Source organism: Streptomyces sp. NBC_01525 (genome assembly GCF_045040405.1).
GTDB classification, from domain to species: Bacteria; Actinomycetota; Actinomycetes; order Streptomycetales; family Streptomycetaceae; genus Streptomyces; species Streptomyces benahoarensis.
The window spans coordinates 1,434,916-1,459,329 of the sequence record NZ_CP109397.1 but is presented as its reverse complement, the minus strand read 5'-3'; the positions used below and the strand labels follow the sequence as shown (position 1 = coordinate 1,459,329).

Here is a 24,414-nt window from a genome sequence, read left to right as displayed (position 1 = left end):
GCCCGGCCCGGGGCCGCGGCCCGCTCCCGCGCCGGACCCCTACGCCTCCCGCGCCTCCCGGCGTCCCGTGCGGGCCATCCACGCGGCGACCAGCGCGCCCGAAATGTTGTGCCAGACGGAGAACACCGCGGCGGGCAGCGCGGCCGCCGGGCTGAAGTGTGCGGTGGCCAGCGATGCGGCCAGGCCGGAGTTCTGCATGCCGACCTCGAAGGCCATCGCCCGGCTCGCCGGACGGCCCAGCCGCGCCAGCTTGCCCGCGCCGTAGCCGAGTGCCAGACCAAGACCGTTGTGGAGCAGCACGGCGACGATCACCAGCAGCGCCGCGTCCTTGATCGCGGCGGCGCTGCCGGAGACCACGGCGAGCACGATGGCGGCGATGGTCACGGCGGAGATCCACGGCAGCGCCCGCAGCGCCTTGTCGACGTACCGCCCGGCCACCAGCCGCACCAGCAACCCGGCCACCACCGGCAGCAGCACCGTCTTGAGGATGTCGGTGACCATCACCCCGGCGTCGACGTTCAGGAACTGCCCGGCGAGCAGCAGCGTCAGCGGGGGCGTGATCAGCGGCGCCAGGACGGTGGAGACGGTGGCGACGGAGACCGACAGCGCCACATCGCCGCGGGCCAGGAACGTCACGACGTTGGACGCGGTGCCGCTGGGCGCGCAGCCGACCAGGATCACACCGGCCGCCAGCTGCGGCGGCAGGTCCAGCACGGTGGCGATCAGCCAGCCGAGCCCCGGCATGATCACGTAGTGCGCCACCAGGCCCAGGCCGACCGCCCAGGGCCGCTTGGCGACGGCCGTGAAGTCCGGCGGCGTCAGGGTCAGCCCCATCGAGAACATCACCACACCGAGCAGCCACGGCACCGCGGGCGCCCAGCCGGTGAAGTGCGACGGCCACAGCAGCCCCAGCGCACCGGCGGCGATCACCAGCAGCGGGAAGACCGTGACGGCGCGCCGGGCCGCGCGGTCGGACGAGGGCAGGTCGCCGTGGGCCGTCGCGGAGTCGCCGCCGCCCGGGGGCGGTACGGCGGTGTCCGCGGCGGGCCGCTCGCCCTGCTCGCCGGAGGGTTCTCTCGGGGGATTCGTCTGCTCGTTCGACACGGCGGCACTGTAGCCGCCACCTGCGTGTAGGGGGCAACGGATCCGGATGGTGGACGTCGGGTCGCCGCCGTGCCCGTGTCGCCTGCGCTCACTGGTGCGGCTGATGGGTGCCACGTTCGCGGATGTCCCGTGAGGCGACTGTGGCACGCGGGCCCCCTGCGTCAGGGGATTCGAATGAGAATCCGAAAATCACTCATAAGGATGAACTCACCATTCGTGGCTGACTGTTCACCCTGCGTGCGTACAGTATGGATGGGTCGAGGTCACCGGCCGTCGCGATGTCCCCCATTGGCGCGGGCGGTGGCTCCATTTCTCTGTGGGGGGTTCCACACACGTGTCCACCAGCTCTACCAGCCCGTCCGGCCTGCCCGCTTCCCCGCGGACCGGACCCGAGTCCCCGGCGTCGGCGCGTCGTCCCGCGCGCCGCCTCGCCGCCGTCGCGGCCGCCACCGCCCTCGCCGCCGGTCCCACGCTCCTTCTCGGCGCCGCCCCGGCACACGCCGCCGACCACGGCACCGCCGGTGCCGCCGTGCTCCGCACCGGTCTGGACGTCAGCCTGCTCAACAAGGCCGTCACGCTGCCGCTGAACGTCACCCTCAACGACGTGCACGCCCCGGCCGACGCGAAGAAGACGGCGCTCAGCGTCGACCTGGACGGCGTCGACGGCGGCAAGCCCTTCTCGGTGCTGCGCGCGGACGTCGCCACCGCGCGGGCCACCGCCGACGCGGACGGTGCCGAGGGCTACAGCAACCTTGTGCACGCCAAGGTCCATGTCCCCGGTCTGCCGCTGCTCTCCCTCATCGAGGTCGAGAAGGTCACCTCCCACGCCGTCTGCACGGCGGGCGAGCGCCCCACCGCCACCTCGAACGTGCTCGGCACCGTCAAGATCCTCGGCAAGACCGTCACGCTCACCGCGGGCGGCACCACCGAGGTCAAGGTCCCGGGCGTGGGCGATGTCCGCCTCGACCTCTCCAAGACGCAGACCACCTCCAAGAGCGCGGCGGCCACCGCGCTCGACCTCAAGGTTGCCGTCAACCCGCTGAAGCTGAACGTCGCCGAGGTCAACGGCCGCGTCCGGCTCGCCGAGGCCAACTGCACCACCCCCGGCGCCCCGGACCCCGGCCAGGGCACCGCGGGTGGCTCCACGACGGGCGGCTCGGGCGGTTCCACGGACGGCGGCGCGACGACCGGCGGCCAGAACGGCGGCACCACGGGCGGCGACGGCGGCTCCACCGCCGGCGGCAACGGCGGCGCCACCACCGGTGGTTCGGGCTCCGGCGGCCAGGACGGCGGCTCCTCCGGCTCGGGCGGTCACGACGGTGGCGCCTCCGGCTCCGGCGGCTCCGACCCGCGGCCCCAGGGCGGCGGCGACCTCGCCGAGACGGGCAGCAGCTCCGCCACGCCGTACCTCGCGGGCGGCGCCGCGGTGCTGCTCCTCGCGGGCGCCGGTTCGGTGGTCTACGCCCGCAAGCGCAAGGCCGCAGTGAGCGGCTGACACGACCCCGTATGCCGGGCCGGTGCCGTGGGGGCGCCGTCCCGGCGTACGGCCCGGGCGCGGTTCGCAACCCCGTGCCCGCCTCCGGTCCGTCTCCCCTCCCTGGCGGAAGGGGACCGGCACCAAGGCGGGACGGACAGCGCCCCGTGCGGGGCCGACCAGGTGGCGGTCGGCCCCGCACGCTTGCTGTGACGGCGGGCCCAACGGCCCCTCAGCCCAAGCCCCTTCCCGCCCCCACCTTCGCCACCGCCTCCGCCAGAGCCGCCGTGAAGCGGTCCGTGGTCTCCCGGTCCCGGACCGCCAGCCGGAGCCAGTCGGGCCCCAGGCCCGGGAACGTATCGCCGCGGCGTACCGCGAAACCGCTCGCCCGCAGCGCCTCCCGTACCGCCGCCGCCTCCGCCAGGCGGATCAGGACGAACGGGCCCTCGGCCGGGCCGATGACCGTCACGTCCGGGAGTTCGGCCAGTCGTGCCACCAGGTGGGCGCGGTCCGCCGCCGTCCGATGCGCGGCGGCCGCCGCCTCCGCCAGGGCCGTCGGGCCGGAGCACGCCTCGGCCGCCGCCAGCGCGGGCGACGAGACCGGCCACAGCGGCTGCGCCCGCTCCAGCTCCGCCACCGTCCCCGGCTCCGCCAGGACGTAGCCGATCCGCAGCCCGGCCAGCCCCCACGTCTTCGTCAGGCTGCGCAGCACCACCAGGCCGGGCAGATCCGTCCGCCCGGCCAGCGACTCCCGCTCGCCGGGCACCGCGTCCATGAACGCCTCGTCCACCACCAACGTCCGGCCCGGCCGCGCCAACCGCGCCAGGACGCCTGCCGGGTGCAGCACCGATGTCGGGTTGGTCGGATTGCCGACGACGACCAGATCGGCGCCGTCCGGTACCGCCGCCGGATCCAGCCGGAAACCGTCCCGCTCGGAGAGCACCACCCGCTCCACCGTGTGCCCGGCGTCCCGCAGCGCCGCCTCCGGCTCGGTGAACTGCGGATGCACCACCACCGGACGGCGCGCCCGTACCGCCCGCGCCAGCAGCACGAAGGCCTCCGCCGCGCCCGACGTCAGCAACGTCCGCGCCACCGGCAGCCCGTGGCGTGCCGCGACCGCGCGCCGCGCCGCCGTCCCGTCCGGATACGCCGCGAGCCCGTCCAGCGAGGCGACGAGTTCCGCCTTCAGCCACGCCGGGGGCGTCCCCGTGCGGACGTTGACCGCCAGGTCCGTCAACGCGGCGGCGTCGCCCCGCACTTCGGCGTCCCCGTGGTGGCGCAGATCGGGCTCAGTGGACGGCGACACGGTGCTCCGCCTCCGCCCGGACCGCCTCCCGGTAGCGCGCCACCACCGCGTCGGCCACCTCCGCGACCGCGCCGACCGGTTCGGCGCACGCCACCTCGGACTCCGGGTGTGCCGCGCCCCAGCCCTCGGTCTGCAGCCGCAGCCGCTCCTGCTCGTCGCCGGGCAGCGGGAAGCACGGCAGCACCACGATCCGCCCCGGTGCGTCCGGTCCGGGCACCGCCGCGCCCAGCACCCGGCAGCGCTCCAGCCCCGTCGGCACGTCCGGCGCCGCGTACGACAGGAACGCGGTCTCCACCCCGGCCAGGCCCCGGCCCTCCCACAGCAGCCGGGCGCCCCGCGCCACCTCGGCGTTGGCGTACGGATCGCCGGAGCCGCCGCCCACCAGCAGCACCGTCGTCCGGGCCCGGTCGCGGGGGCGCCGCGCCCCGCCGCCGCCCAGCGCCTCGTCCAGCCGCCGCTCCCACGCGCCCAGCAGCAGCGGATGGCCGTCCGGCGCCTGCCCGCGGACGAACGACAGTCCCGCATGGCGCGCCGTGGCCGCCGTCAGCTCCGCGGACAGTCCGCGCCGTGCCGGGCCCTCGGATATCAGCGGCACCGTGACGATCTCCGTCGCGCCCCGGGCGGCGAGCCCGTCGACCGCCTCGGCGAGCGGCAGCGCCGACGGCGCCCGCCCGGTGAAGCCGGCCGCCGCCGGTATCCCGGGGCAGCGCTCGGCGACCGCGTCCAGCAGCGCGCGCAGGGCCTGCGCCCCGCCGTCGTCACGGTCGCCGTGACCGGCGATGAGCAGGGCGGGAGGGGTGGTCACAAGGTCTCCTTGGGGGCCGTGTGTCGGCGGGGCCGGTCCGGGGCCGAGCCGGGTGGGGAAGGGACGACGATAACCGAGGGGCGGCCCCGCTCCGCGCCATGATGGCCGGTCGCCGACGCCACCGCGCAGGTGGCCCGCGACGGCCCCTCGGGTGGCGCCGACTTCCGCTTACCGACGAGCAGTTGGGCGCCGGGCCCGGCCGCCAGCAGGGCCGCCGCCTCCGCCACGCTCGGCGTCCCGACGGCGTCCAGCGCCACCGCCGAACCACCGCCCGGCACCCGCACACCGGACAACTCCCTGGCCGAAAACGTACGCAGCGCCACGCCCAGCCGCCGGGCCGCGCCGACCAGCCCCGGCTCGGCCGCCTTCGCCTCGACGGTCGCCAGCGCGGCCACCGTCCCGCCCGCCTCGGCCAGCGTGGCGCGGACCAGCGCCAGCACCTCGGCCTCCGCGACGCCCCGCCCCGCCCCGACGCCCACGTACCGCGCGGGGCCCGGGGCCGTCACCGTGCCCCCGCCGGGCACCGCGCGAAGGTGCGGGAGCGGCGGCGCGTCAGTAGGAAGGGGGCAGAGCCGGGGGCGAACCGGCGGGAAGGGGTGCGGCGGTGCCGGTCCTCATCGCGTTCGGCGCGGTCCTGATGACGCTGCTGGGCGGCTGGGTCGCCCAGCGCGTCACCGACCGCCGCCACCTCGTGCTGGGGCTCGCCGGCGGCCTGATGCTCGGCGTCGTCGGGCTCGATCTGCTGCCCGAGGCGCTGGACGCCGCCGGGCGCCCGGTCTTCGGCGTCCCGCTCGCCCTGCTCTGCTTCGTCCTCGGCTTCCTCGCCGCGCACGCCCTGGAACGCCTCCTCGCGGTGCGCCGCGCCGCCCGCGGCAGCGGCCCGCCGGGCGCCGCCGGGGCCGTCGCGCCGAACGGCGGCCGCATCCCGCAGGTGGGACTGACCGCCGCCACCGCGATGGTGCTGCACAGCGTCATGGACGGCTTCGCCCTCGGCCTCGCCTTCCAGGCCGGGCGCGGCATGGCCACGGCCGTGGCGCTCGCCGTCATCGCCCACGACTTCGCCGACGGCTTCAACACGTACACGATCACCAGCCTGTACGGGAACGCCCGGCACCTGGCGCTGCTGATGCTCGGCGCGGACGCGGCGGCGCCGCTGCTCGGGGCGGCCGCGACGCTGGTGGTCACCCTTCCGGAGCAGTGGCTCGGCGGCTATCTCGGGTTCTTCGGCGGCGTCCTGCTCCATCTGGCGACCTCCGGCATCCTGCCCGAGGCCCACCACGCCCACCCGGCGCTGCCCACCCTGGCCTGCACGGTCGCCGGGGCGGGCGCCATCTGGCTGGTCGTCGGCCTCGCGGGCTGACCGGCCCGCCGCCACCGCGCTCATACCGCGAGGGCCCCGTGCCCCAGCCGCACCGCGCCGCGCGGACCCCGCACCACCGCGGTCAGCGCGGCCGGCCCGGCGGCCGCCGGGGCGTCCGGCCACCGCCCGCCGATCGCCGCCAGCCGCGCGGCGATCGCCGCCGGGTCGGGGCCGGTCACCGCGAACGCCTCCAGCGTCAGCGCGGGCAGACCCGCCGCCGTCGGATGCGGGGTGGCGCCCCAGTCGAGGAGGAACGGGGTGGTGGTGCCGCCCGCGCACGGCGGCGTCAGCTCCCAGGAGATCCGACGGCCGTCCGGGGTGCGGCGGCCCATCGCCGCCGCGTCGCCCGGGTCGTACCCGGCCGCCCGCGCCCGCGCCACCCGGTCCGGCAGGCCCGTGGCCCGTACCGCCCAGGTGACCAGCCGTGGGCCGGTCAGCGCGTCGATGCCGAACCAGCGGGGACCGTCCGGCTCCGGCTGCTCCGGGTCCGGGCCGATCAGCTCCAGATACGCCCCGGCGCCGAACGGGCCGTCCAGCGCCAGCAGGCAGTTACGGGTGCCCCGGCCCGGATGGCTGCCGCCGGTCACCGGCCGCACCCCGGTCAACTCCGCCAACTCCCCGGCGGCGGCCGCCAGATCCGGCGCCGCGTACACCAGGTGGTCGAGGACGGCCGGTGCCGTGGCGGCGCTCATCGCGCGCCCGCCGCGGCCGTCACCAGCCGGGTGGCCAGCGACGGCGTCGCGGCCCAGTGGACGTGCAGATACGACGCGTGCACCCCGCCCGCCACGAAGCCCTCCATCCGCCGCGCGGGGTGCGTGACGCCCCACGCCGGGGACGCGCCCGCGCCCGGCTCCACGGCGGTGCGGTGGAACTCGTGGCCGCGCACCCGGGTGCCCGCCGTGGCCAGCGCGTTGTCCGCCAGCGCCACCGCCTCCCGGTAACCGAGCGTCAGCCGGTCCGTCATCCGGGCGTCGGCGGGCAGCACCCCGCACATCGGCCGCCCGTCCAGCGACCGGGACAGATACAGCAGCCCGGCGCACTCCGCCGAGACCGGCGCGCCCGACGCCGCCAGTGCGGCCACCGCCGCCCGCAGCGGCGCGTTCGCCGACAGGTCCGGGGCGTGCACCTCCGGGAAGCCACCGCCGATCACCAGCCCCCGGACGCCCTCCGGCAGCCGCTCGTCGTGCAGCGGATCGAACGGCACGACGTCGGCGCCCGCCGCCCGCAGCAACTCGGTGTGTTCCGCGTACGAGAAGGTGAACGCGGCGCCACCGGCCACCGCGATCACCGGCCGGCCCGCGGCCGGGCCCCCGGCCGCGGCGACCTCCTCCGCCGGGTCCCACACCGCGTCCGGCAGCTCGCCCGCGCTGCGCGCCAGCGCCAGCAACGCCTCCAGGTCGCACCCCGCGCGCACCCGCGCGGCCAGCTCCCGTACCGACTCCACCGCCTCCGTACGGCGTTCGGCGACCGGCACCAGGCCCAGGTGGCGGGAGGGCACGTGGACCGTGCCGGTACGGCGCAGCGCGCCCAGCACCGGGACGCCGGACGACTCCATCGCCTCCCGCAGCAGCGCCTCGTGCCGGTCCGAGCCGACCTTGTTGAGGATCACCCCGGCCAGCCGCACGCCGGGGTCCCAGGACGCGAAGCCGTGCACCAGCGCGGCCACCGACCGGGACTGCGACGACGCGTCGACCACCAGCACCACCGGCGCCCGCAGCACCTTGGCGATCTGCGCCGTCGACGCCAGCTCGCCCTGCCCGGACGCGCCGTCGAACAGCCCCATCACGCCCTCGACCACGGCGAGGTCGCAGCCCCGCGCGCCGTGCCGGAACAGCGGCGCGATCCGCTCCGTCCCGCACAGGTAGGCGTCGAGGTTGCGGCCCGGGCGGCCGGTGGCCAGCGCGTGGTAGCCCGGGTCGATGTAGTCCGGGCCGACCTTGTGCGGGGAGACCGCGAGGCCCGCCTCGGCGAACGCGGCCATCAGGCCCGTCGCCACCGTCGTCTTGCCCGCCCCGGACGCGGGCGCGGCGATCACCAGCCGGGGGATCATCCCGCCGCTCATGCCGCGCTCACCATTCGATGCCCCGCTGGCCCTTCTGGCCGGTGTCCATCGGGTGCTTCACCTTCGACATGTCGGTGACCAGATCCGCGAAGTCCACCAGCGCCTGCGGCGCGTTCCGCCCGGTGATCACCACATGCTGGGTGCCGGGCCGGTCGCGCAGCGCGGCGATCACGTCCTCGGTGTCGATCCACCCCCAGTGCAGCGGATAGGCGAACTCGTCCAGCACCAGCAGCTGGTACGTCTCGGCGGCCAGATCCCGCTTGACCTGCTCCCAGCCCTCGCGCGCCGCCTCCTCGCTGGAGGCCATATCGCGCTGGACCCAGGACCAGCCCTCGCCCATCTTGTGCCAGGCGACGGTGCCGCCCTCGCCGGTCTCCCCGAGCACCTTCAGCGCCCGCTCCTCGCCGACCTTCCACTTCGCCGACTTCACGAACTGGAACACCCCGACCGGCCAGCCCTGGTTCCAGGCCCGCAGCGCGAGCCCGAACGCCGCCGTCGACTTGCCCTTGCCGACGCCGGTGTGGACGAAGACCAGCGGCCGGTTGCGGCGCTGGCGGGTGGTGAGCCCGTCGTTCGGTACGACGGACGGCTGTCCCTGCGGCATTACGCGACCTTCCTGGAATCCTGGATGTGGTGTGCGGCGGACGCTCCCCGCCCGCCGCGGAGGTCCCGGACGAGCCCCGAGACGCTGTCCGCGCGCAGCTCGTCGAGGGTGACGGCGGCGCCGCCCAGCTCCCGGGCGAGCGCCCCGGCGAGCCCCAGCCGCACCGGACCGCTCTCGCAGTCGACGACGACCGACGCGACGCCCTCGGCGCCCAGCAGCCGCCCGGCGCGCGCCGCCCGTTCCAGCGGCGACGGCGCCCCGGAGCCGGTCGCCCGGCCGTCCGTGACGACCACCAGCAGCGGCCGCCGCGAGGCGTCCCGCAGCCGCTCCACCCGCAGCACCTCATGGGCCTTGAGCAGCCCCTCGGCGAGCGGGGTGCGGCCACCGGTCGGCAGCGACGCCAGCCGCGCCGCCCCGGCCTCCACCGACGAGGTCGGCGGCAGCGCCAGCTCCGCCTCCCGCCCCCGGAACGTGATCATGCCGATCTTGTCGCGCCGCTGGTACGCGTCGAGCAGCAGCGACAGCACCGCGCCCTTGACCGCACTCATCCGCTTCCGCGCCGCCATCGACCCGGAGGCGTCCACCACGAACAGCACGAGGTTGCCCTCCCGCCCCTCGCGGACCGCCTCCCGCAGATCGTCGCGGCGCACCACCAGGCCCGGGCCGCGCCGCCCGCGCGCCCGCTGGTGCGGCGCGGCCGCGTGCAGCGTCGCCGCCAGATGCAGCTTGCCGAGCGCGCCGCGCGGCCGCCGCGCCCCGGTCGTCCGGCCGTGCGCGGTCCGCGCCCGCGACCGGCGGCCGTCCACGCCCGCGCCCAGCCCCGGCACGTCCAGCCGCCGGGTGGCGAACGGCTCGCCCGCGGCGACCGCCGCCTGCTGCGCCGCCGGGGCCCCGGCCGGACGCCCGTCGGGCTCGCCGCCCGGCTCCCCGCCGTCGCCGTCCCGGCCCGGCGCGGGCTCCGTCTCCTGCTCGCGCGGCCCCGGCACGGTCTCCTCCCGGGGCGGCGGCGCGCCACCACCATCGGGACCGCCGCCGTCCGGGCCACCGCCGTCCGGGCCACCGCCGTCCGGCCCGCCCTCCGGGCCGTCCGGCCCTTCCGGGCCCGACGGGGGTTCGTCGTCCTGCGGGCCGGGCGGCTCCGGGTCGTCCTCCGGGGCGGACTCCTCCAGGATCCGGTCCAGCTTCTCCTCGTCCAGGCCCGGCGCGTCGAACGGCGCCCGCCGCCTGCGGTGCGGCAGCGCCAGCAGCGCCGCCTGCCGCACGTCCTCGGTGGCCACCTCGGTCCGCCCGGCCCACGCGGCCAGCGTCGTCGCCGTCCGCGCCATGACCAGGTCCGCGCGCATCCCGTCGACCTCGAACCCCGCGCAGACCGAGGCGATCTGCCGCAGCACCCCGTCGCCGAGCCGCACCGACGGCAGCAGCGCCCGCGCGGCGGCGATCCGCCCCCGCAGCGCCGTCTCGTCCGCCGCCCAGCGCGCCGCGAACGCCGCCGGAGCGTCGTCGAACGCCAGCCGCCGCCGGACCACCTCCACCCGCCGCTCCGGATCCCGGTCCGCCGCGACTTCCACGGTCAGCCCGAACCGGTCGAGGAGCTGCGGCCGCAGCTCGCCCTCCTCCGGGTTCATCGTCCCGACCAGCAGGAACCGCGCCGCATGCCGGACGGAGACGCCCTCCCGCTCGACGTAGGACGCGCCCATCGCGGCGGCGTCCAGCAGCAGATCGATCAGATGGTCGTGGAGGAGGTTGACCTCGTCGACGTAGAGCAGTCCGCGGTGCGCCCGGGCGAGCAGGCCCGGCTCGAAGGACTTCACGCCCTCGGCCAGCGCCCGCTCGATGTCCAGGGCGCCGACCAGCCGATCCTCGGAGGCGCCCACCGGCAGCTCCACCATGCGGGCGGGCCGGTGCGCCGCCTCCGCCGCGCCGTGCGGCCCGTCCGGGCACCCGGGGTCCGGCGCGGCCGGATCGCAGCTGAACCGGCAGCCACCGACGACCGCCACCTCCGGCAGCAGCTCCGCCAGCGCCCGCACCGCGGTGCTCTTGGCGGTGCCCTTCTCGCCGCGGACGAGGACGCCGCCCACCGCCGGGCTGACGGCGTTCAGCAGCAGCGCCAGCCGCAGGTCGTCCATTCCGACGACGGCGGTGAACGGATAGCGGGCGCTCATGTGGCGATCACTCCTTCGTAACGACCCAGGTCATCTGGCTTGCGGCCGTCCCCGGCCGACCGGTCCGTGCCCTCGGGCACCCTTGCGTGGCGTCCTACGGATCCGCGCGCCCTCACGGCGCCCCCGGCGGGACGAACGGCAGCCCCGGCGGGACGCCCTCCTCGATCAGCCGCAGCAGCGCACCGGTGTCGGCGTGCTCCTCGATCAGATCGCCGAGCCGGTCCAGCTGCTCCTCGCGCAGCGCGCCGAAACCGGTGTCCGGCGCCGGGACGAACGCCCGCCCCGCGTCGGCCGCCACCCGGCTCAGGAACGCCCGCCGGAACGCGTCGCTCTCCAGCGACCCGTGCCAGTGCGTCCCCCACACCGCGCCCGACCGGCAGCCGTCCAGCGGCCGCCCGTCGGCGTCGGTGAAGAACGGCTCCCCGCCGCCGACCTCGGCTACACCGTGGTGGATCTCGTACCCCTCGGCCGGTGCGCCGAGCGCCGTGCCGACGGGCCGGGCCAGCGTCTTCTCCGCCGCGAACCGCACCCGTACGGGAAGCAGCCCCAGGCCCGGCACGGTGCCCGCCCGCGACTCCACCTCGTCGTCGATCACCTCGCCGAGCATCTGGAACCCGCCGCAGATCCCCAGCACCGGACGGCCCTCGGCGGCCCGCCGGGCGACCGCGTCGGCCAGCCCCCGCTCCCGCAACCAGGCCAGCGCCCGCACCGTGCCGCGGGTGCCCGGCAGCACCACCAGATCCGCGTCCGCCAGCTCCTCGGCGCGGTCCACGAACCGCACCACCACGCCCGGTTCGGCGGCCAGCGCGTCCACGTCCGTGAAGTTCGACATCAGCGGCACCGCCGCGACCGCCACCCGCAGCACATCGGCGCCGTGCGGCGGCGCCACCACGCTCTCGCGGACCGCGCCGCGCAGCGACACCCGCAGCCCGTCCTCCTCGTCGATGCCCAGCCCGTGCGCGAACGGCAGCACGCCCAGCGACGGCCGCCCGGTCAGCTCCCGCAGCATGTCCAGGCCCGGCTCCAGCAGCGCCACATCGCCGCGGAACTTGTTGACGAGATACCCGGCGACCAGCGCCTGGTCCTCCTTCGACAGCAGCGCCGTGGTCCCGAAGAACGACGCGAACACGCCGCCCCGGTCGATGTCGCCGACCACCACCACCGGCAGCCGCCCGGCCCGCGCGATGCCCATGTTGACGATGTCGGTCCGCCGCAGGTTGATCTCCGCCGGGGAGCCCGCGCCCTCGCAGATCACCACGTCATGGGCGCGCCGCAGCTCCGCCAGACAGTCGGTGACGGTGGCCAGCAGCTCCGCGCGCCCGCCGGGCCGCGCCCCGCTCCCGGGGCGCCCGAAGTACCCCTGCGCGCTCATCTCGCCGACCGGTTTGCCGAGCAGCACCACCTGGCTGCTGCGGTCCCCGCCGGGCTTGAGCAGCACCGGGTTCATCAGCGCGGACGGCTCCACCCGGGCGGCCGCCGCCTGCATCGCCTGCGCCCGGCCGATCTCCGCGCCGTCCCGCGTCACGAACGAGTTCAGCGACATGTTCTGCGCCTTGAACGGCGCGACGTTCACGCCCTGCCGCACCAGCCAGCGGCAGATCCCCGCGGTCACCACGCTCTTGCCCGCGTCGGAGGTGGTCCCCGCGATCAGCAGCCCGCCGCCCGTCACCGGATCCTGCCCTTCCGCCGGGCGAGGGCCGGACGCACCGCGCCCGCCAGCAGCCGCCCGGCCACCGTCGTCGTCAACGCCAGCACGCTCACTCGGCGCGAGAGCCGCACCGCCCGCGCGATGTCCTCCGTCGCCACCGGCCGCCCCGCTTCGTTCAGCCGCGGCCGGTGCTCGACGCGCCCGCCGTACGCCAGCGTCCCGCCGAGCCGTACGCCCAGCGCCCCCGCGAACGCGGCCTCCACCGGGCCCGCGTTGGGGCTCGGATGCGCTCCGCCGTCGCGCCGCCAGGCCCGCGCGGCGCCGCGCGGGTCCGGGGCGGCGAACACGGTGAGCGCGGCGGTCAGCCGGGAGGCGGGCCACCCGGCCACATCGTCCAGCCGCGCCGACGCCCAGCCGAACCGGCGGTAGCGGGGCGACTTGTGACCCACCATCGCGTCGAGGGTGTTCACCGCCCGGAACGCGACCAGGCCCGGGACACCGCCGACGGCGCCCCACACCAGCGCGCCCACCACGGCGTCCGAGGTGTTCTCCGCGACCGACTCGACGACCGCCCGCGCCATCTGCGGCCCGTCCAGCGCCTGCGGATCCCGGCCGCACAGATGCGGCAGCCGCCGCCGCGCCCGCGCCAGGTCCCCGGCGGCCAGCGCATCGCCGACGGCCCGCGCCTCCCGGCCCAGCGAGGTGCCGCCCAGCACCGACCAGACGGTCGCGGCGGTCAGCGCGGTGGTGGCGGCGGTACGGGCGGCGGAGGGGACGGGCGCGGGGCCGCGCACCGCGCGCCGCAGCAGGGCGGCACCAGCGGTGGCACCGCCCGCGCAGAGCAGGGCGTGCACGGCGCCGTGGCCGCGGTGGTCGCGCCAGAGCCGGGCCTCGACGGCCGTCGAGGCGCGCCCGAAGGCGGCCACCGGATGGCCGCGCCGCGGGTCGGCGGCGAGCAGATCACCGAGAAAGCCCAGGGCCGCACCGCACGCGTAGGTGGCGTGTTCGGCACGCATCGGATCAGACCGCCGTCACGCCTCGACGGATCACCGAAGGCACACGGGAGACTCTGAGCGGGCTGCCGGGCATGGGGTATGTCCTCACTCAGGGTCCGCGCCCTGGTTCGACGTGACGGCGACAGGAGTCTCCTGGCTCCCCGGATCGGCGTTTCCCCCGGCCTTCCAGCCCTGGCGTGCGCCCGTCGGGCGTGCACGAGGCGGACCGTGGCCTTCGTCGGAGGAACGCTCCCCGGTGACAGTGGCGGGACCGCGCCGGATTCGCACCGGACTTCCTCTGCTGTCGCCGATTGGCGTGGGAAGTCCACCACGCCCCGCCAACCCCGTCAACTCGCCCGTGACCTGCGACGCCGCGGTACCGCACGGCCTGTGGCCCACACCACAGGGCCCTCACAACGCACGGCGCCCGGTCACCGCGGAGCTGCGGTGACCGGGCGCCGTGCGCGTACTGCCGGACGGGTCAGGCGGCGACGATCAGATAGAGGCCGTACGCCACCGCGGCCGCGCAGACCGCGTACGCGGCGAGGCCGCCGATCCGCGCGCCGGTGCTCGGGGCGCCCGCCGTGGCGGCCGCGCCCTCCTGCCGGAGGCGGGCCGTGCCGACGATGCCGACCGTGAACAGGCCCACGATCCCGACCGTCACCACCAGGGTGACGCCGAAGACCTGGCCGAGAGCTGCCCAGTCGATGCTCATGCTGCGGTTCCTCAGAGTCGGGCGGTCAGCCGGCGGCTGTCGCGGTCGTGGCGCGCGGGGCGCTCGCGGCGAGGGCGGCCTCCTCGCCCTCGGCGGGCGCGAGCGACCCGGCCGGGGGAGGGGCGACCGTCTGGAGGGCCGCGGTGACCACACCGGGCGGCTCCGTGGCCTCGGCCTCGTTGACGTTGGTGTGGTCGATGGGCTTGCGGCGGGACGCGGCCCAGATGGCGCCGCAGATGCCGAGCGCGAGGACGGCGACGGCGGTGATGCCCCAGTCGCCCTGGTCGGCCAGGAGCGCGGCACCGGCGGAGACCAGGCCCGCGGCCGGGAGCGTCAGGCACCAGGCGACGACCATCCGCACCGCCGTCGACCAGCGCACCACGCCGCCCTTGCGGCCCAGACCCGAACCCATCACCGAACCCGAGCAGACCTGGGTGGTGGAGAGCGCGAAACCGAGGTGCGAGGAGGCCAGGATGGTGGCCGCGGCGCTGGTCTGGGCGGCGAAGCCCTGCGGCGGCTGGATGTCGGTGATGCCCTTGCCCATCGTGCGGATGATCCGCCAGCCGCCCAGGTAGGTGCCGAGGGCGATGGCCAGACCGGCCGAGGCGATGACCCACAGCGGCGGGTCGGCGTGCGGGGCGACCACACCGCCGGTGATCAGCGCGAGGGTGATCACGCCCATCGTCTTCTGCGCGTCGTTGGTGCCGTGCGCCAGCGAGACCAGCGCCGCCGAGGCGATCTGCCCGGCGCGGTACCCCTTGGCCGTCTCCTGCTCGTCACGGCCCCGGGACAGCCGGTACGTCAGCCGGGTCGCGGCCATCGACGCGATACCGGCGACCACCGGGGCGGCCACGGCCGGGATGAGGACCTTCATCACCACGGCGCCGCCGTGCACACCGTTGGTGCCCACGGACACCAGCGTGGCGCCGATCAGACCGCCGAACAGGGCGTGGGAGGAGCTGGAGGGGAGGCCGGCGAGCCAGGTGAGGAGGTTCCAGACGATCGCGCCGACCAGACCGGCGAAGATCACTTCAGGTCTGATACCGGCGCTTTCGTCGATGATCCCGCCGGAGATGGTCTTGGCGACCTCCACGGACAGGAACGCGCCGACGAGGTTGAGGACCGCCGACATCGCCACCGCGATTTTGGGCTGTAGCGCGCCGGTGGAGATGGTGGTGGCCATGGCGTTGGCCGTGTCGTGGAAGCCGTTCGTAAAGTCGAACACCAAGGCCGTGACGATCACGATCCCGATGAGAAGCGTGATGTGTTCCATTCACCCAGGCAATCAGTTCGAAGGTCAGTGACGCCGGAAACGTACGAAGGGTGGGTGAACGGGAGGTGAACGTGGCCGGGCGCAGTAATGACGCCGCCGCAGTGTTCGAGAGGAGGTATCTCACACGTCACTTCCACCCCATCTGTACGTGGCTCGAATGTGCTGCTGCGCGACCCGATTCCGGCTTGTTCCACGACGCGTGAACGGCATGCGAACGACCCCGTCGCGGTGCGTCACCCCGCTGGTGAAGGGCGCGGGAGTCATCCCGGCGACCGCCCGGGCCCGGCGCGACCCCGTGACCCCCGCCCGGCCTGCGGACATGGCCGGAAGGCCGGGCCCGGCGCCCGTCCCCGAGGGCGCCCCGGTGTTCGAGCGCGGCGACGCCGGACGACGGCCCACGCTTCCGTACGCCCGGCCCGTACGGCGACGGACCACCGCGCGCACGGGCCTCCCGGAGCGGCCGCGCCGACCCGCCCGGCCCGTACGGTGACGGCACCCCGAACCGCCCGCACCCCGGAGGAACCCGTGACCCGTACCGGCGTCCCCGCCCCGCACCCGGACCGGCCCGGCGCCGACGCGCTCGCCGCCGCCTGGGACGGTGTCGTCGCCACCGCCCGCCGCACCGTCGCCGACGGCCTCGTCGTCGGCACCTCCGGCAACGTCTCGGCCCGCGTCGGCGACACCGTCCTCGTCACCCCCAGCGGCGTCCCCTACGACCGCCTCGGCCCCGGCGACCTCACCGCCGTCGACCTCGACGGGCACCAGTGCGCGGGCACCCTCCCGCCCACCAGCGAACTGCCCATGCACCTCGCCGTCTACCGCGCCACCGACGCCGCCGCGCTCGTGCACACCCACGCCCCGCACGCCACCGCCGTCTCTGTCCTCGTCGACCGACTCCCGCCGGTCCACTACATGACCGCCGCCCTCGGCGGCCCCGTCCGCGTCGCCCCCTACGCCCCCTACGGCAGCGACGAACTGGCCGCCCACGCCCTCGCGGCGCTGCGCGACCGCACCGCCTGCCTCCTCGCCCACCACGGCACGCTCGCCCACGGCGCCACCCTCGGCCAGGCCCTGGACCGCACCGCCCAGCTGGAGTGGATGTGCCGGGTCTGGCTCCTCGCCTCCTCCGTCCCCGGCCGCACCCCGGCCCTCCTCTCCGCCGCCGACCTCGCCGAGACCGCCACCCGCCTCCGCGGCTACGGGCGCCACCCGCAGGAGTAGCCCCGCGAGTTGCGCCCCGCACCCCGGACGGCGGGCGCGTCACCCGCTCGCCCCGCCCGCTGGCCGCCCCCGGCACCCCGCTCCACACTGAAGGGGTGCGCCTGGCTACTGCGGCGGCTGCGGCCGCCACCACCGTGATCGGTGCCGGGGCGGCCGCGGTGGCGGCCGGCCGGTACGCCGGGGGCGTCGCCCTCCGGCCCTCACCCCAGGTGCCGTTCCCCGGGGATGCGCGCCTGACCGTCCACGCCACCGGCGACGAGACGGTCACCCTGACCCGCAGCCTGGCGTCGCTGCGCCCCGGCACCTACGGCCTCGCCGGCCCCGGCTGCCACGCGATCGTCGGCCCGGTGGTGCAGCACACCCCGCACCCCGCCGATACCGTCGTGCGCCGCCTGGAGCGGATCACCCACGGCACGCTCCCGCCCGGCACCCGGGTGCGCATCACCCCGCAGGTGTACGCCGGAAACCCCCGCGACGCCCTCGGCCTGACCTGCGCCGACGTCGACGTCCCCGGCGAACTCGGGTCGCTGCCCGCATGGTTCCTGCCGGGCGTGCGCGACACCTGGGTGATCACCGTGCACGGCATCGGCACCACCCGCGAACACCCGATGGTCCTCATGCCGTTCCTGCACCGCCACCGGCTGCCCGTCCTCGCCCTCGCCTACCGCAACGACGCGGGCGCCCCGCAGACCCCGGACCGGCTGCATCACCTCGGCGACTCCGAATGGCGCGACCTGGACGCCGCGATCCGCTACGCCGTCCGCTACGGCGCCCGCGACGTCGTCCTCCACGGCTGGTCCGCCGGGGCCACCATGGCGCTCCGCGCCGCCGCCCGCTCCGGTATGCGCGACCGCATCCGCGGCCTCGTCCTGGACTCGCCGATCCTCGACCGGCACGCCACCGTCCGCGCCCTGGCCGCCGCCCGGAACGTCCCACGCGCCCTGCTGCCGCTCGCGGTCCGCGCCGCCGAGGGCCACACCGGACTCCCCGTCGACCGCCCCGGCGACGCCGTCGACCCGGACACCCTCACCGCCCCCACCCTCCTCTTCCACGGCCCGGACGACACCCTCGCCCCCTGGGCCGCCTCCCGCGCCCTCGCCGCGCGCCGCCCGGACCTCGTCACCCTCCGCCCCGTGCCGCACGCCCCGCACGCCGCCATGTGGAACGCCGCGCCCGCCGCCTACGAGGAGGCCCTGCGCCGCTTCCTGACCCCGCTGATGTAGCCGCCCGGCCCCGGGCGCTCCCTTCGCGCGCGTACGAGGGAGCACGGCGCGCGGGCGTACGGGGGGACAACTCCCCACAACCGTGATGGGTCGCCTGGGTGAACCCCGCTGAGCGGGCCGTTTCCCGTCGTCCGATTGGGTTTTCGGGCCGTCAGCGGCAAGACTGCCCCTGTGACGTCCCGTACCCCGCGCGACTCCCGGCTCCGACTCGTCCCCAGGCAACCGATTGCCGCCGCCCGCCGGGCGGTGAGCACCCGGGCCGCCCGTCCGGCCCCGCGCCCGCCCGAGGGCACCCCGCCGCCCGCGGAACTGGCGCGTCAGGCCCGCGCCGCGCTCTCCGGCGCGGCCCGGCTGGCCCGCTGGGCCGACGGCGCCACCGCCGGACTACGGGCCGGGCGCGACGGCGCCCTCCCGGCGGCCGACGTCGACCGCGCCGCCGAGGCCCTCGGTCTGCCCGCCGCGCAGGTACGCGCCGACTGGGACCGCGCCCGCCTCGCCGGACTGATCGAGCTGCACGGCGGGCTGGCCCGCGCCGGCTGGCGGCTGCGCGCCTGGGACCGCGACGACACCGCCGCCCTTCGTGGCTGGGTCGCCCTCTTCGACGCCTGGTCGCTGGCGCTGCCGTCGCCCGGGGGCGCCGGGCCCGCCATCGTCGGCGAGGTCGTCGAGGCCGTGCCGCAGCTGCTGTCGCTGCTCCATCTGTCGGCCGGTCCCGTACGGCTCCAGGCGCTGCTGGACATGCTCGAACAGCGCGTCGCCGAGCTGCGCACCGAGCGCTGCGAGGTGCCGTACGGCCCCCGCGCCGAGTCCGCGGACGGCGACCCGGCGGGTGAGGACGGACAGGCCCCGCTCACCGCCCTGCTGGACTGGGCGCTCGCCGCGCTGACCGCGGTCGGCGCGCTGGTGCCCGGCGACGGGACGGCGGTCCCGGCCCCCGCCCCGGACGGGGACGACGACGGCCGCGAGGCGCAGCTGACGCCGCTGGGCCACTGGTCGGTGTGGGTCAAGCTGGAGCAGATCTGCGTCGCGGCGCAGAGCCCGGCGGGCAACATCGAGCAGACCGCCGCCGCCATGCTCCGCGGCTGCGCCCGGCTCACCCCGGGCCCGGCCCGCGCGGAGTACCGCGCCTGGCTCGCGGCCCGCTCCGTGGGCTCGGCCGTCGAGGAGCTGCTGACCGTGGCGCGCGGCGAGGACGCGCTGCTGCGCGGGCTGGCCTTCGAGGCGCTGCGCGCCGTCGGCGCCCCGGCCGAGGCCGCCGTCCGCGCCGCCGCCGACGAGGCGGCCCTGCGGCCGTACGTCCTGCTGTGGCTCTTCGAGCACGAGGGCGGCGACCCGGAGAACGCCCCCGACGTGCTCACCCGCGAGGAGTCGACCTGGCTGTGGGTGGACACCGCCGCGGCCGTCGCCGACCACGGCGAGAGCCAGCTGCTCATCCGCCACCTCGACTCGGCGGTCCAGGGCTCCGTCCCGCGCCTCCTCGAAGAGGTACGCGCCGTGGGTCATCCGCGCACCGTCCAGGTCCTGGTGGCGCTCGCCGCGGCGCACCCCGACCCGGCGCTGGCCAAGGCCGTCCGCCGGGCGGCGTTCCAGGTGCACACCGGCGGCGTCTGAGCCCCGGAAACCGCCGTGCCATCGCGGCCCGGTGGCCCGCCGCCGGGCCGCGGCCGATCACCGGACGCCCCGGCCCGCCGCCCGCGCGGGCGGCCATGAGATCTGCCTCACAGTCCGCCGGTGACCGCCGGCACCGCCCCCGCGGCAGCTGTGCACGCCACCGCGCCGGACGGGCCGCGGTGGGTGCCTGTGGCCCGTCCGGCGACCGGGAAAACCAGTTGCGCGGCACCGTTAGACTGCCCGCATGGCAGTTCCCCTCTGGGTTCATTAGACGGCGTAGACCGCTCTCGGACCGTCCCGTCCAATCCGCCGTCACCCTGCCCTGGAGTTTTTCCGTGATCACCGCTTCCGGCCTTGAGCTGCGCGTCGGCGCCCGCGTTCTCATCGATTCCGCTTCTTTCCGCATCGCCAAGGGCGACCGCGTCGGTCTCGTCGGCCGCAACGGCGCCGGGAAGACCACCCTCACCAAGGTCCTGGCCGGTGAGGGCATCCCCGCCGCCGGTTCCGTCGCCCGCTCCGGCGAGGTCGGCTACCTCCCGCAGGACCCGCGCACCGGCGACATGGACATCCTCGCCAGCGACCGCATCCTCTCCGCCCGCGAACTGGACACCGTCCTGCGCAAGATGCGGGAGAACGAGGACCGGATGGCGAACGGCAAGGGCGCCACCCGCGAGAAGGCGATGCGCAAGTACGAGCGCCTGGAGACGGAGTTCCTGACCAAGGGCGGATACGCCGCCGAGGCGGAGGCCGCGACCATCGCCGCCAGCCTGGGCCTGCCCGACCGGATCCTCGCCCAGCCGCTGCACACCCTCTCCGGCGGTCAGCGCCGCCGCGTCGAGCTGGCCCGGATCCTCTTCTCGGACGCCGACACCCTGCTGCTCGACGAGCCGACCAACCACCTCGACGCCGACTCCATCGTCTGGCTGCGCGACTACCTCAAGACGTACCGTGGCGGCTTCATCGTGATCTCCCACGACGCCGACCTCGTCGAGACCATCGTCAACAAGGTCTTCTACCTCGACGCCAACCGCGCCACGATCGACGTCTACAACATGGGCTGGAAGCTCTACCAGCAGCAGCGCGAGGCCGATGAGAAGCGCCGTCGGCGGGAGCGGCAGAACGCCGAGAAGAAGGCCGCGGCCCTCAACTCGCAGGCCGACAAGATGCGCGCCAAGGCCACCAAGACCGTCGCCGCGCAGAACATGGCCAAGCGCGCCGAACGCCTGCTGGCCGGTCTTGAGGATGTCCGCGCCGCCGACAAGGTCGCCAAGCTGCGCTTCCCCGACCCGGCGCCGTGCGGCAGGACGCCGCTCACCGCCGAGGGCCTGTCGAAGTCGTACGGCTCGCTGGAGATCTTCACCGACGTCGACCTCGCCATCGACAAGGGCTCCCGGGTCGTCATCCTGGGCCTGAACGGTGCCGGTAAGACCACCCTGCTGCGGCTGCTGGCCGGGGTGGAGACCCCCGACACCGGCGAGGTCCGCCCCGGTCACGGCCTCAAGCTCGGCTACTACGCGCAGGAGCACGAGACGCTCGACCCGGACCGCACGGTCCTGGAGAACATGCGCTCCGCCGCCCCGGACATGGACCTCGTCGCCATCCGTAAGACGCTGGGTTCCTTCCTGTTCTCCGGCGACGACGTCGACAAGCCCGCCGGGGTGCTCTCCGGCGGCGAGAAGACCCGCCTGGCGCTGGCCACGCTGGTCGTCTCGTCGGCCAACGTCCTGCTGCTGGACGAGCCGACGAACAACCTCGATCCGGCCAGCCGAGAGGAGATCCTCGGCGCGCTGCACACCTTCACCGGCGCCGTCGTCCTCGTCTCGCACGACGAGGGCGCGGTGGACGCCCTGGAGCCGGAGCGGATCATCCTGCTGCCCGACGGCGTCGAGGACCTGTGGGGTCAGGAGTACGCGGACCTCGTCGCGCTGGCGTGACCGGCGGCGGGCGGCCAGGTCCGCGTATCGATCATTCGGCCGACGGGTGATCCATCATCTGAGTGAGAGCGGCTCGTACACCGGCGAGCCTCCGAGACGGAAGCCGGGCCCCCGCGGCCCGGCTTCCGTCGTTCCCGGCACACCCCTGCTGACCTGCGGTTTCCGGGACGGTGTGCGAGATGGCGCGGCGATTTCGGCGGGTGTCGGAGGCCCTTGGCCAGATTGTCCGGACACGGACGGCCTCGGACGGCTCACCACAGACCTTGCCGAATGGGTGGCCAGGAACGCGAGGAGGGGTGATCATGAGAGTCCAGAGCGCACTTCCCACGAGGAGGCACGGGTGGCCGAGACTCTGAAGAAGGGCAGCCGGGTGACCGGCGCCGCGCGCGAAAAGCTCGCGGCAGACCTGAAGAAGAAGTACGACTCCGGAGCGAGCATCCGGGCGCTGGCCGAAGAGACCGGACGCTCCTATGGATTCGTCCACCGGATGCTCAGCGAATCCGGTGTGTCCCTGCGCGGTCGGGGCGGAGCAACGAGGGGCAAGAAGGCCACCTCGGCCTGACGACCGCGACTCCGACGGATGTCCCCCCGGTCGGTCGGGCAGACGACCGGGAGGTTACCGTTCAGTCACTTACGCACGCTGGTGTGCGACGGCTGACTCGGAGGCACTCTGATGACTCTGCTCGACAAGGACGGTGTGCGGCTCACCGTGGACGACGCGCTCGCCACGGTGACCCTCACCAATGCGGCCAAGCGCAACGCCCAGTCGCCCGCCATGTGGCGGGCGCTGGCCGAGGTCGGCACGCTGCTGCCGGGGAGCGTCCGCGTCGTGGTGCTGCGGGGCGAGGGCACGTCCTTCTCCGCGGGCCTCGACCGGCAGGCGTTCACGCCCGAGGGTTTCGACGGCGAGCCGTCGTTCCTCGACATGGCGCGCGGCCCGGAGCACGAGATGGACGCGCTCATCGCCTCCTACCAGGAGGCGTTCACCTGGTGGCGACGGAACGACCTGGTGTCGATCGCCGCCGTCCAGGGTCATGCGATAGGCGCCGGATTCCAGCTGGCGCTCGCCTGTGACCTGCGGGTGTGTGCCGAGGACGCGCAGTTCGCGATGCGCGAGACCAGCCTCGGCCTGGTGCCCGATCTGACGGGTACCCATCCGCTGGTCCATCTGGTCGGCTACGCCCGGGCGCTGGAGATCTGCGCCACCGGGCGCTTCGTCCACGGCGACGAGGCGGGCCGGATCGGCCTGGCCAACCTCGTGGTCCCCGGCGACGAACTGGACGCCGCGGTCGCCGACCTGATCACCGCTCTCCTGGCCCCGCCGCGCGACGCCGTCATCGAGACCAAGGCGCTGCTGGCCGGGGCCGTCGGCCGTGGCCTGGAGGAGCAGCGCGCCGCCGAGCGTGCCGCCCAGGGCCGCCGCCTGCGTGACCTGGCGGGCCTCGGCGAGTGAACCCGTAGCGTTCCCGCGACGCCGTGCCGGAGGGCGTCGCGGGCCGGGCGGCCCCAGGTCACCTCTCGTCCACAGCCGTGACCAGCACCGCCACGGCCACCGCCGGGGTGCGGGCCGTGCCCGCCGCCGCGCGCACCGCACGGGCCACCTCCGACACGCGGTGACCTGGGCCGGTCGCCACCTGGACCAGCAGCCCGCCCGGTACCTCCCGCACCGGCCGGGACGTACCGCCGAGGGTGGCGGCGAGCCGCGCCACGCCGGGTACGGCGAGCGCCGCGTCGGCCACCGGGTCCGGGACACCGGCCTCCTGCGGGCTGAGCCCGATGCCCGGCCCGGGTGGCGCGGGCCGCTCCCGGTCCGGCGCTTCCGGGGTGTCCAGTACGCCGGTGACCTGGAGGTCCACGGCCGTCACCGGCAGCCCGAGTGTCCGGTCGGCGGTCTCCAGCAGGGCCGTGCGCAGCTCTTCGGCGGTCCGGGGCAGCGGACGGTCCGGGGCCGCCGCGAGGTCCGCGGTGATCCGCAGCGGGCCCGGCGGCAGCGCGCCGGGCGGGGCCGGTGCGGGCGGCCGCGGGCCGTGGCCGCCCGCCGGGCCGATCCGTAGCGCGCCCAGGCGCAGGCCGGGCAGGGTGGTGGCGCGGGCCCGCAGCACCCGTGCCGCGGCCTCCTCGGTGATCCAGCAGCCGTCCGCCGGGGCGCCCAGTGGCAGCACCCGGCCGGTCCCGAGCTCCCGGCGCACCCTGTGCGCCCACTCCGTCGCGGCCACCGCGTCACCCCTGGGGTCTGTCGTCACGCTGCCCTCCCAGCCTGCCGCAGCCGGACCCGTGCGGCAGGGCGGTGCGGCCGGGGCGCGCGGGGGCGCAACCCGGGTGCCGCAGCAGACCGGGCGGGGCGGGGCGGGCGCCCCTAGCGTGGGTGTGGAGCGGTGGAAGCTTCCTCTCGGAAAGGGACGATCGGCGATGGCGGACGAACAGTGGAACCGGACCGACCTCTCAACGGGCGGGGCCCCGGAAACGAAGATCTCGGGCGGCAAACGCGGCGGGGGTGACCCCGCGACCCGCGGGCGTACCACCATCGCCGACGGCGTCGTGGAGAAGATAGCCGGGCTCGCCGCGCGGGACGTGATGGGCGTCCACGCCATGGGCAGCGGCCTGGCCCGCACCCTCGGCGCGGTCCGCGAGCGGGTGCCCGGCGGCTCCCGCTCCGCGCCCGTCGCCCGCGGCGTGAAGGCCGAGGTCGGCGAGGTGCAGACCGCGCTCGACCTGGAGATCGTGGTGGAGTACGGCGTCTCCATCGCCGAGGTGGCCCGCGACGTACGGGAGAACGTGATCTCCGCCGTGGAGCGGATGACGAGCCTGGAGGTCGTCGAGGTCAACATCGCGGTCAGTGACGTCAAGCTGCCCGACGAGGAGGACGAGGGCGAGGGGCCGGAGAGCCGGCTCCAGTAGACGGGCAGCGGCTTCGGCC

At 75.9% G+C, this 24,414-nt stretch carries 22 protein-coding genes and 1 riboswitch; of the genes, 9 read left to right on the top strand and 13 right to left on the bottom strand.

Features of this window, described 5'->3' with window-relative positions; all coding sequences use genetic code 11:
* Window positions 1-39: 39 nt before the first annotated feature.
* A complete protein-coding gene (locus tag OG422_RS06580; protein ID WP_143941821.1) occupies window positions 40-984 on the bottom strand; it encodes a bile acid:sodium symporter family protein in 945 nt (314 codons plus the stop codon).
* A gap of 454 nt (window positions 985-1,438) precedes the next feature.
* On the opposite strand from OG422_RS06580, the gene OG422_RS06575 reads away from it, so the two are divergent.
* Window positions 1,439-2,599, top strand: coding sequence for an SCO1860 family LAETG-anchored protein (locus tag OG422_RS06575; protein ID WP_405740760.1), 1,161 nt, complete (start codon window positions 1,439-1,441; stop codon window positions 2,597-2,599).
* Between the two features lie 211 nt (window positions 2,600-2,810).
* On the opposite strand, the gene cobC is transcribed toward OG422_RS06575, so the two are convergent.
* From cobC to OG422_RS06560, 3 genes are read right to left on the bottom strand one after another with little or no spacing between them, the layout of a single operon-like run.
* On the bottom strand, window positions 2,811-3,884 hold the full coding sequence (gene cobC, locus OG422_RS06570; protein ID WP_405740757.1) for an Rv2231c family pyridoxal phosphate-dependent protein CobC: 1,074 nt from the start codon (window positions 3,882-3,884) through the stop codon (window positions 2,811-2,813).
* The gene (locus OG422_RS06565; RefSeq protein WP_405740754.1) at window positions 3,868-4,689 is read right to left on the bottom strand and encodes a sirohydrochlorin chelatase; all 822 of its coding nucleotides are present in this window, start codon (window positions 4,687-4,689) and stop codon (window positions 3,868-3,870) included. Before OG422_RS06565 ends, cobC begins: the two co-directional genes overlap by 17 nt.
* Complete coding sequence (locus OG422_RS06560) at window positions 4,686-5,213, bottom strand: cobalamin biosynthesis protein (protein ID WP_143941812.1); 528 nt, start codon at window positions 5,211-5,213, stop codon at window positions 4,686-4,688. Before OG422_RS06560 ends, OG422_RS06565 begins: the two co-directional genes overlap by 4 nt.
* Window positions 5,214-5,326: 113 nt before the next feature.
* On the opposite strand from OG422_RS06560, the gene OG422_RS06555 reads away from it, so the two are divergent.
* Window positions 5,327-6,049, top strand: coding sequence for a permease (locus tag OG422_RS06555; protein WP_405747665.1), 723 nt, complete (start codon window positions 5,327-5,329; stop codon window positions 6,047-6,049).
* 20 nt (window positions 6,050-6,069) lie between these two features.
* Here the strand turns inward: OG422_RS06555 and OG422_RS06550 are convergent, their stop codons facing one another.
* The 8 genes from OG422_RS06550 to OG422_RS06515 form a co-directional block, all read right to left on the bottom strand.
* On the bottom strand, window positions 6,070-6,741 hold the full coding sequence (locus OG422_RS06550; protein ID WP_405740751.1) for a VOC family protein: 672 nt from the start codon (window positions 6,739-6,741) through the stop codon (window positions 6,070-6,072).
* Entirely contained in the window at window positions 6,738-8,111 is a 1,374-nt protein-coding gene (locus tag OG422_RS06545; protein ID WP_405740748.1) for a cobyrinate a,c-diamide synthase, read from the bottom strand. The genes OG422_RS06550 and OG422_RS06545 overlap by 4 nt, the downstream gene beginning before the upstream one ends.
* A gap of 7 nt (window positions 8,112-8,118) precedes the next feature.
* The gene (gene cobO, locus OG422_RS06540; RefSeq protein WP_143941808.1) at window positions 8,119-8,715 is read right to left on the bottom strand and encodes a cob(I)yrinic acid a,c-diamide adenosyltransferase; all 597 of its coding nucleotides are present in this window, start codon (window positions 8,713-8,715) and stop codon (window positions 8,119-8,121) included.
* Complete coding sequence (locus OG422_RS06535) at window positions 8,715-10,877, bottom strand: putative cobaltochelatase (RefSeq protein WP_405740745.1); 2,163 nt, start codon at window positions 10,875-10,877, stop codon at window positions 8,715-8,717. Before OG422_RS06535 ends, cobO begins: the two co-directional genes overlap by 1 nt.
* Before the next feature lie 112 nt (window positions 10,878-10,989).
* Window positions 10,990-12,546 carry a cobyric acid synthase gene (locus OG422_RS06530; RefSeq protein WP_405740742.1) on the bottom strand — a complete coding sequence of 519 codons (1,557 nt, stop codon included), beginning with the start codon at window positions 12,544-12,546 and terminating at the stop codon, window positions 10,990-10,992.
* The gene (locus OG422_RS06525) at window positions 12,543-13,541 is read right to left on the bottom strand and encodes a cobalamin biosynthesis protein (protein WP_405740739.1); all 999 of its coding nucleotides are present in this window, start codon (window positions 13,539-13,541) and stop codon (window positions 12,543-12,545) included. The genes OG422_RS06530 and OG422_RS06525 overlap by 4 nt, the downstream gene beginning before the upstream one ends.
* A 125-nt stretch (window positions 13,542-13,666) precedes the next feature.
* Window positions 13,667-13,820, bottom strand: a riboswitch (cobalamin riboswitch).
* 181 nt (window positions 13,821-14,001) lie between these two features.
* Entirely contained in the window at window positions 14,002-14,235 is a 234-nt protein-coding gene (locus OG422_RS06520; RefSeq protein WP_405740736.1) for a hypothetical protein, read from the bottom strand.
* A 25-nt stretch (window positions 14,236-14,260) separates the two neighbouring features.
* Window positions 14,261-15,508, bottom strand: coding sequence for an anion permease (locus tag OG422_RS06515; protein WP_405740733.1), 1,248 nt, complete (start codon window positions 15,506-15,508; stop codon window positions 14,261-14,263).
* 525 nt (window positions 15,509-16,033) lie between these two features.
* On the opposite strand from OG422_RS06515, the gene OG422_RS06510 reads away from it, so the two are divergent.
* The 6 genes from OG422_RS06510 to OG422_RS06485 all read left to right on the top strand — a co-directional run bounded on the left by OG422_RS06510 (window position 16,034) and on the right by OG422_RS06485 (window position 22,950).
* Window positions 16,034-16,729, top strand: coding sequence for a class II aldolase/adducin family protein (locus tag OG422_RS06510; protein ID WP_405740730.1), 696 nt, complete (start codon window positions 16,034-16,036; stop codon window positions 16,727-16,729).
* 95 nt (window positions 16,730-16,824) lie between these two features.
* Window positions 16,825-17,952, top strand: coding sequence for an alpha/beta hydrolase (locus OG422_RS06505; protein WP_405740727.1), 1,128 nt, complete (start codon window positions 16,825-16,827; stop codon window positions 17,950-17,952).
* 171 nt (window positions 17,953-18,123) lie between these two features.
* A complete protein-coding gene (locus OG422_RS06500) occupies window positions 18,124-19,563 on the top strand; it encodes a hypothetical protein (RefSeq protein ID WP_143944100.1) in 1,440 nt (479 codons plus the stop codon).
* 335 nt (window positions 19,564-19,898) lie between these two features.
* Window positions 19,899-21,497: an ABC-F family ATP-binding cassette domain-containing protein gene (locus OG422_RS06495; RefSeq protein ID WP_405740724.1), complete on the top strand. Its 1,599-nt coding sequence runs from the start codon at window positions 19,899-19,901 to the stop codon at window positions 21,495-21,497.
* A gap of 340 nt (window positions 21,498-21,837) precedes the next feature.
* On the top strand, window positions 21,838-22,059 hold the full coding sequence (locus tag OG422_RS06490; RefSeq protein ID WP_030283073.1) for a helix-turn-helix domain-containing protein: 222 nt from the start codon (window positions 21,838-21,840) through the stop codon (window positions 22,057-22,059).
* 111 nt (window positions 22,060-22,170) lie between these two features.
* Window positions 22,171-22,950: an enoyl-CoA hydratase/isomerase family protein gene (locus tag OG422_RS06485; RefSeq protein ID WP_405740721.1), complete on the top strand. Its 780-nt coding sequence runs from the start codon at window positions 22,171-22,173 to the stop codon at window positions 22,948-22,950.
* Window positions 22,951-23,008: 58 nt separating this feature from the next.
* Here the strand turns inward: OG422_RS06485 and OG422_RS06480 are convergent, their stop codons facing one another.
* A complete protein-coding gene (locus OG422_RS06480) occupies window positions 23,009-23,740 on the bottom strand; it encodes a hypothetical protein (protein WP_405740718.1) in 732 nt (243 codons plus the stop codon).
* A 166-nt stretch (window positions 23,741-23,906) separates the two neighbouring features.
* Here OG422_RS06480 and OG422_RS06475 point away from each other — a divergent pair, with 166 nt between their 5' ends.
* The gene (locus OG422_RS06475) at window positions 23,907-24,395 is read left to right on the top strand and encodes an Asp23/Gls24 family envelope stress response protein (protein WP_143944797.1); all 489 of its coding nucleotides are present in this window, start codon (window positions 23,907-23,909) and stop codon (window positions 24,393-24,395) included.
* Window positions 24,396-24,414 lie beyond the last annotated feature (19 nt).

Bases quoted from the DNA above. Each gene is read 5' to 3' on its own strand.
- OG422_RS06555 (WP_405747665.1), top strand. From the start codon at position 5,327: ATGACGCTGCTGGGCGGCTGGGTCGCCCAGCGCGTCACCGACCGCCGC.
- OG422_RS06550 (WP_405740751.1), bottom strand. From the start codon at position 6,741: ATGAGCGCCGCCACGGCACCGGCCGTCCTCGACCACCTGGTGTACGCG.
- OG422_RS06545 (WP_405740748.1), bottom strand. From the start codon at position 8,111: ATGAGCGGCGGGATGATCCCCCGGCTGGTGATCGCCGCGCCCGCGTCC.
- cobO (WP_143941808.1), bottom strand. From the start codon at position 8,715: ATGCCGCAGGGACAGCCGTCCGTCGTACCGAACGACGGGCTCACCACC.
- OG422_RS06535 (WP_405740745.1), bottom strand. From the start codon at position 10,877: ATGAGCGCCCGCTATCCGTTCACCGCCGTCGTCGGAATGGACGACCTG.
- OG422_RS06525 (WP_405740739.1), bottom strand. From the start codon at position 13,541: ATGCGTGCCGAACACGCCACCTACGCGTGCGGTGCGGCCCTGGGCTTT.
- OG422_RS06520 (WP_405740736.1), bottom strand. From the start codon at position 14,235: ATGAGCATCGACTGGGCAGCTCTCGGCCAGGTCTTCGGCGTCACCCTG.
- OG422_RS06515 (WP_405740733.1), bottom strand. From the start codon at position 15,508: ATGGAACACATCACGCTTCTCATCGGGATCGTGATCGTCACGGCCTTG.
- OG422_RS06485 (WP_405740721.1), top strand. From the start codon at position 22,171: ATGACTCTGCTCGACAAGGACGGTGTGCGGCTCACCGTGGACGACGCG.
- OG422_RS06475 (WP_143944797.1), top strand. From the start codon at position 23,907: ATGGCGGACGAACAGTGGAACCGGACCGACCTCTCAACGGGCGGGGCC.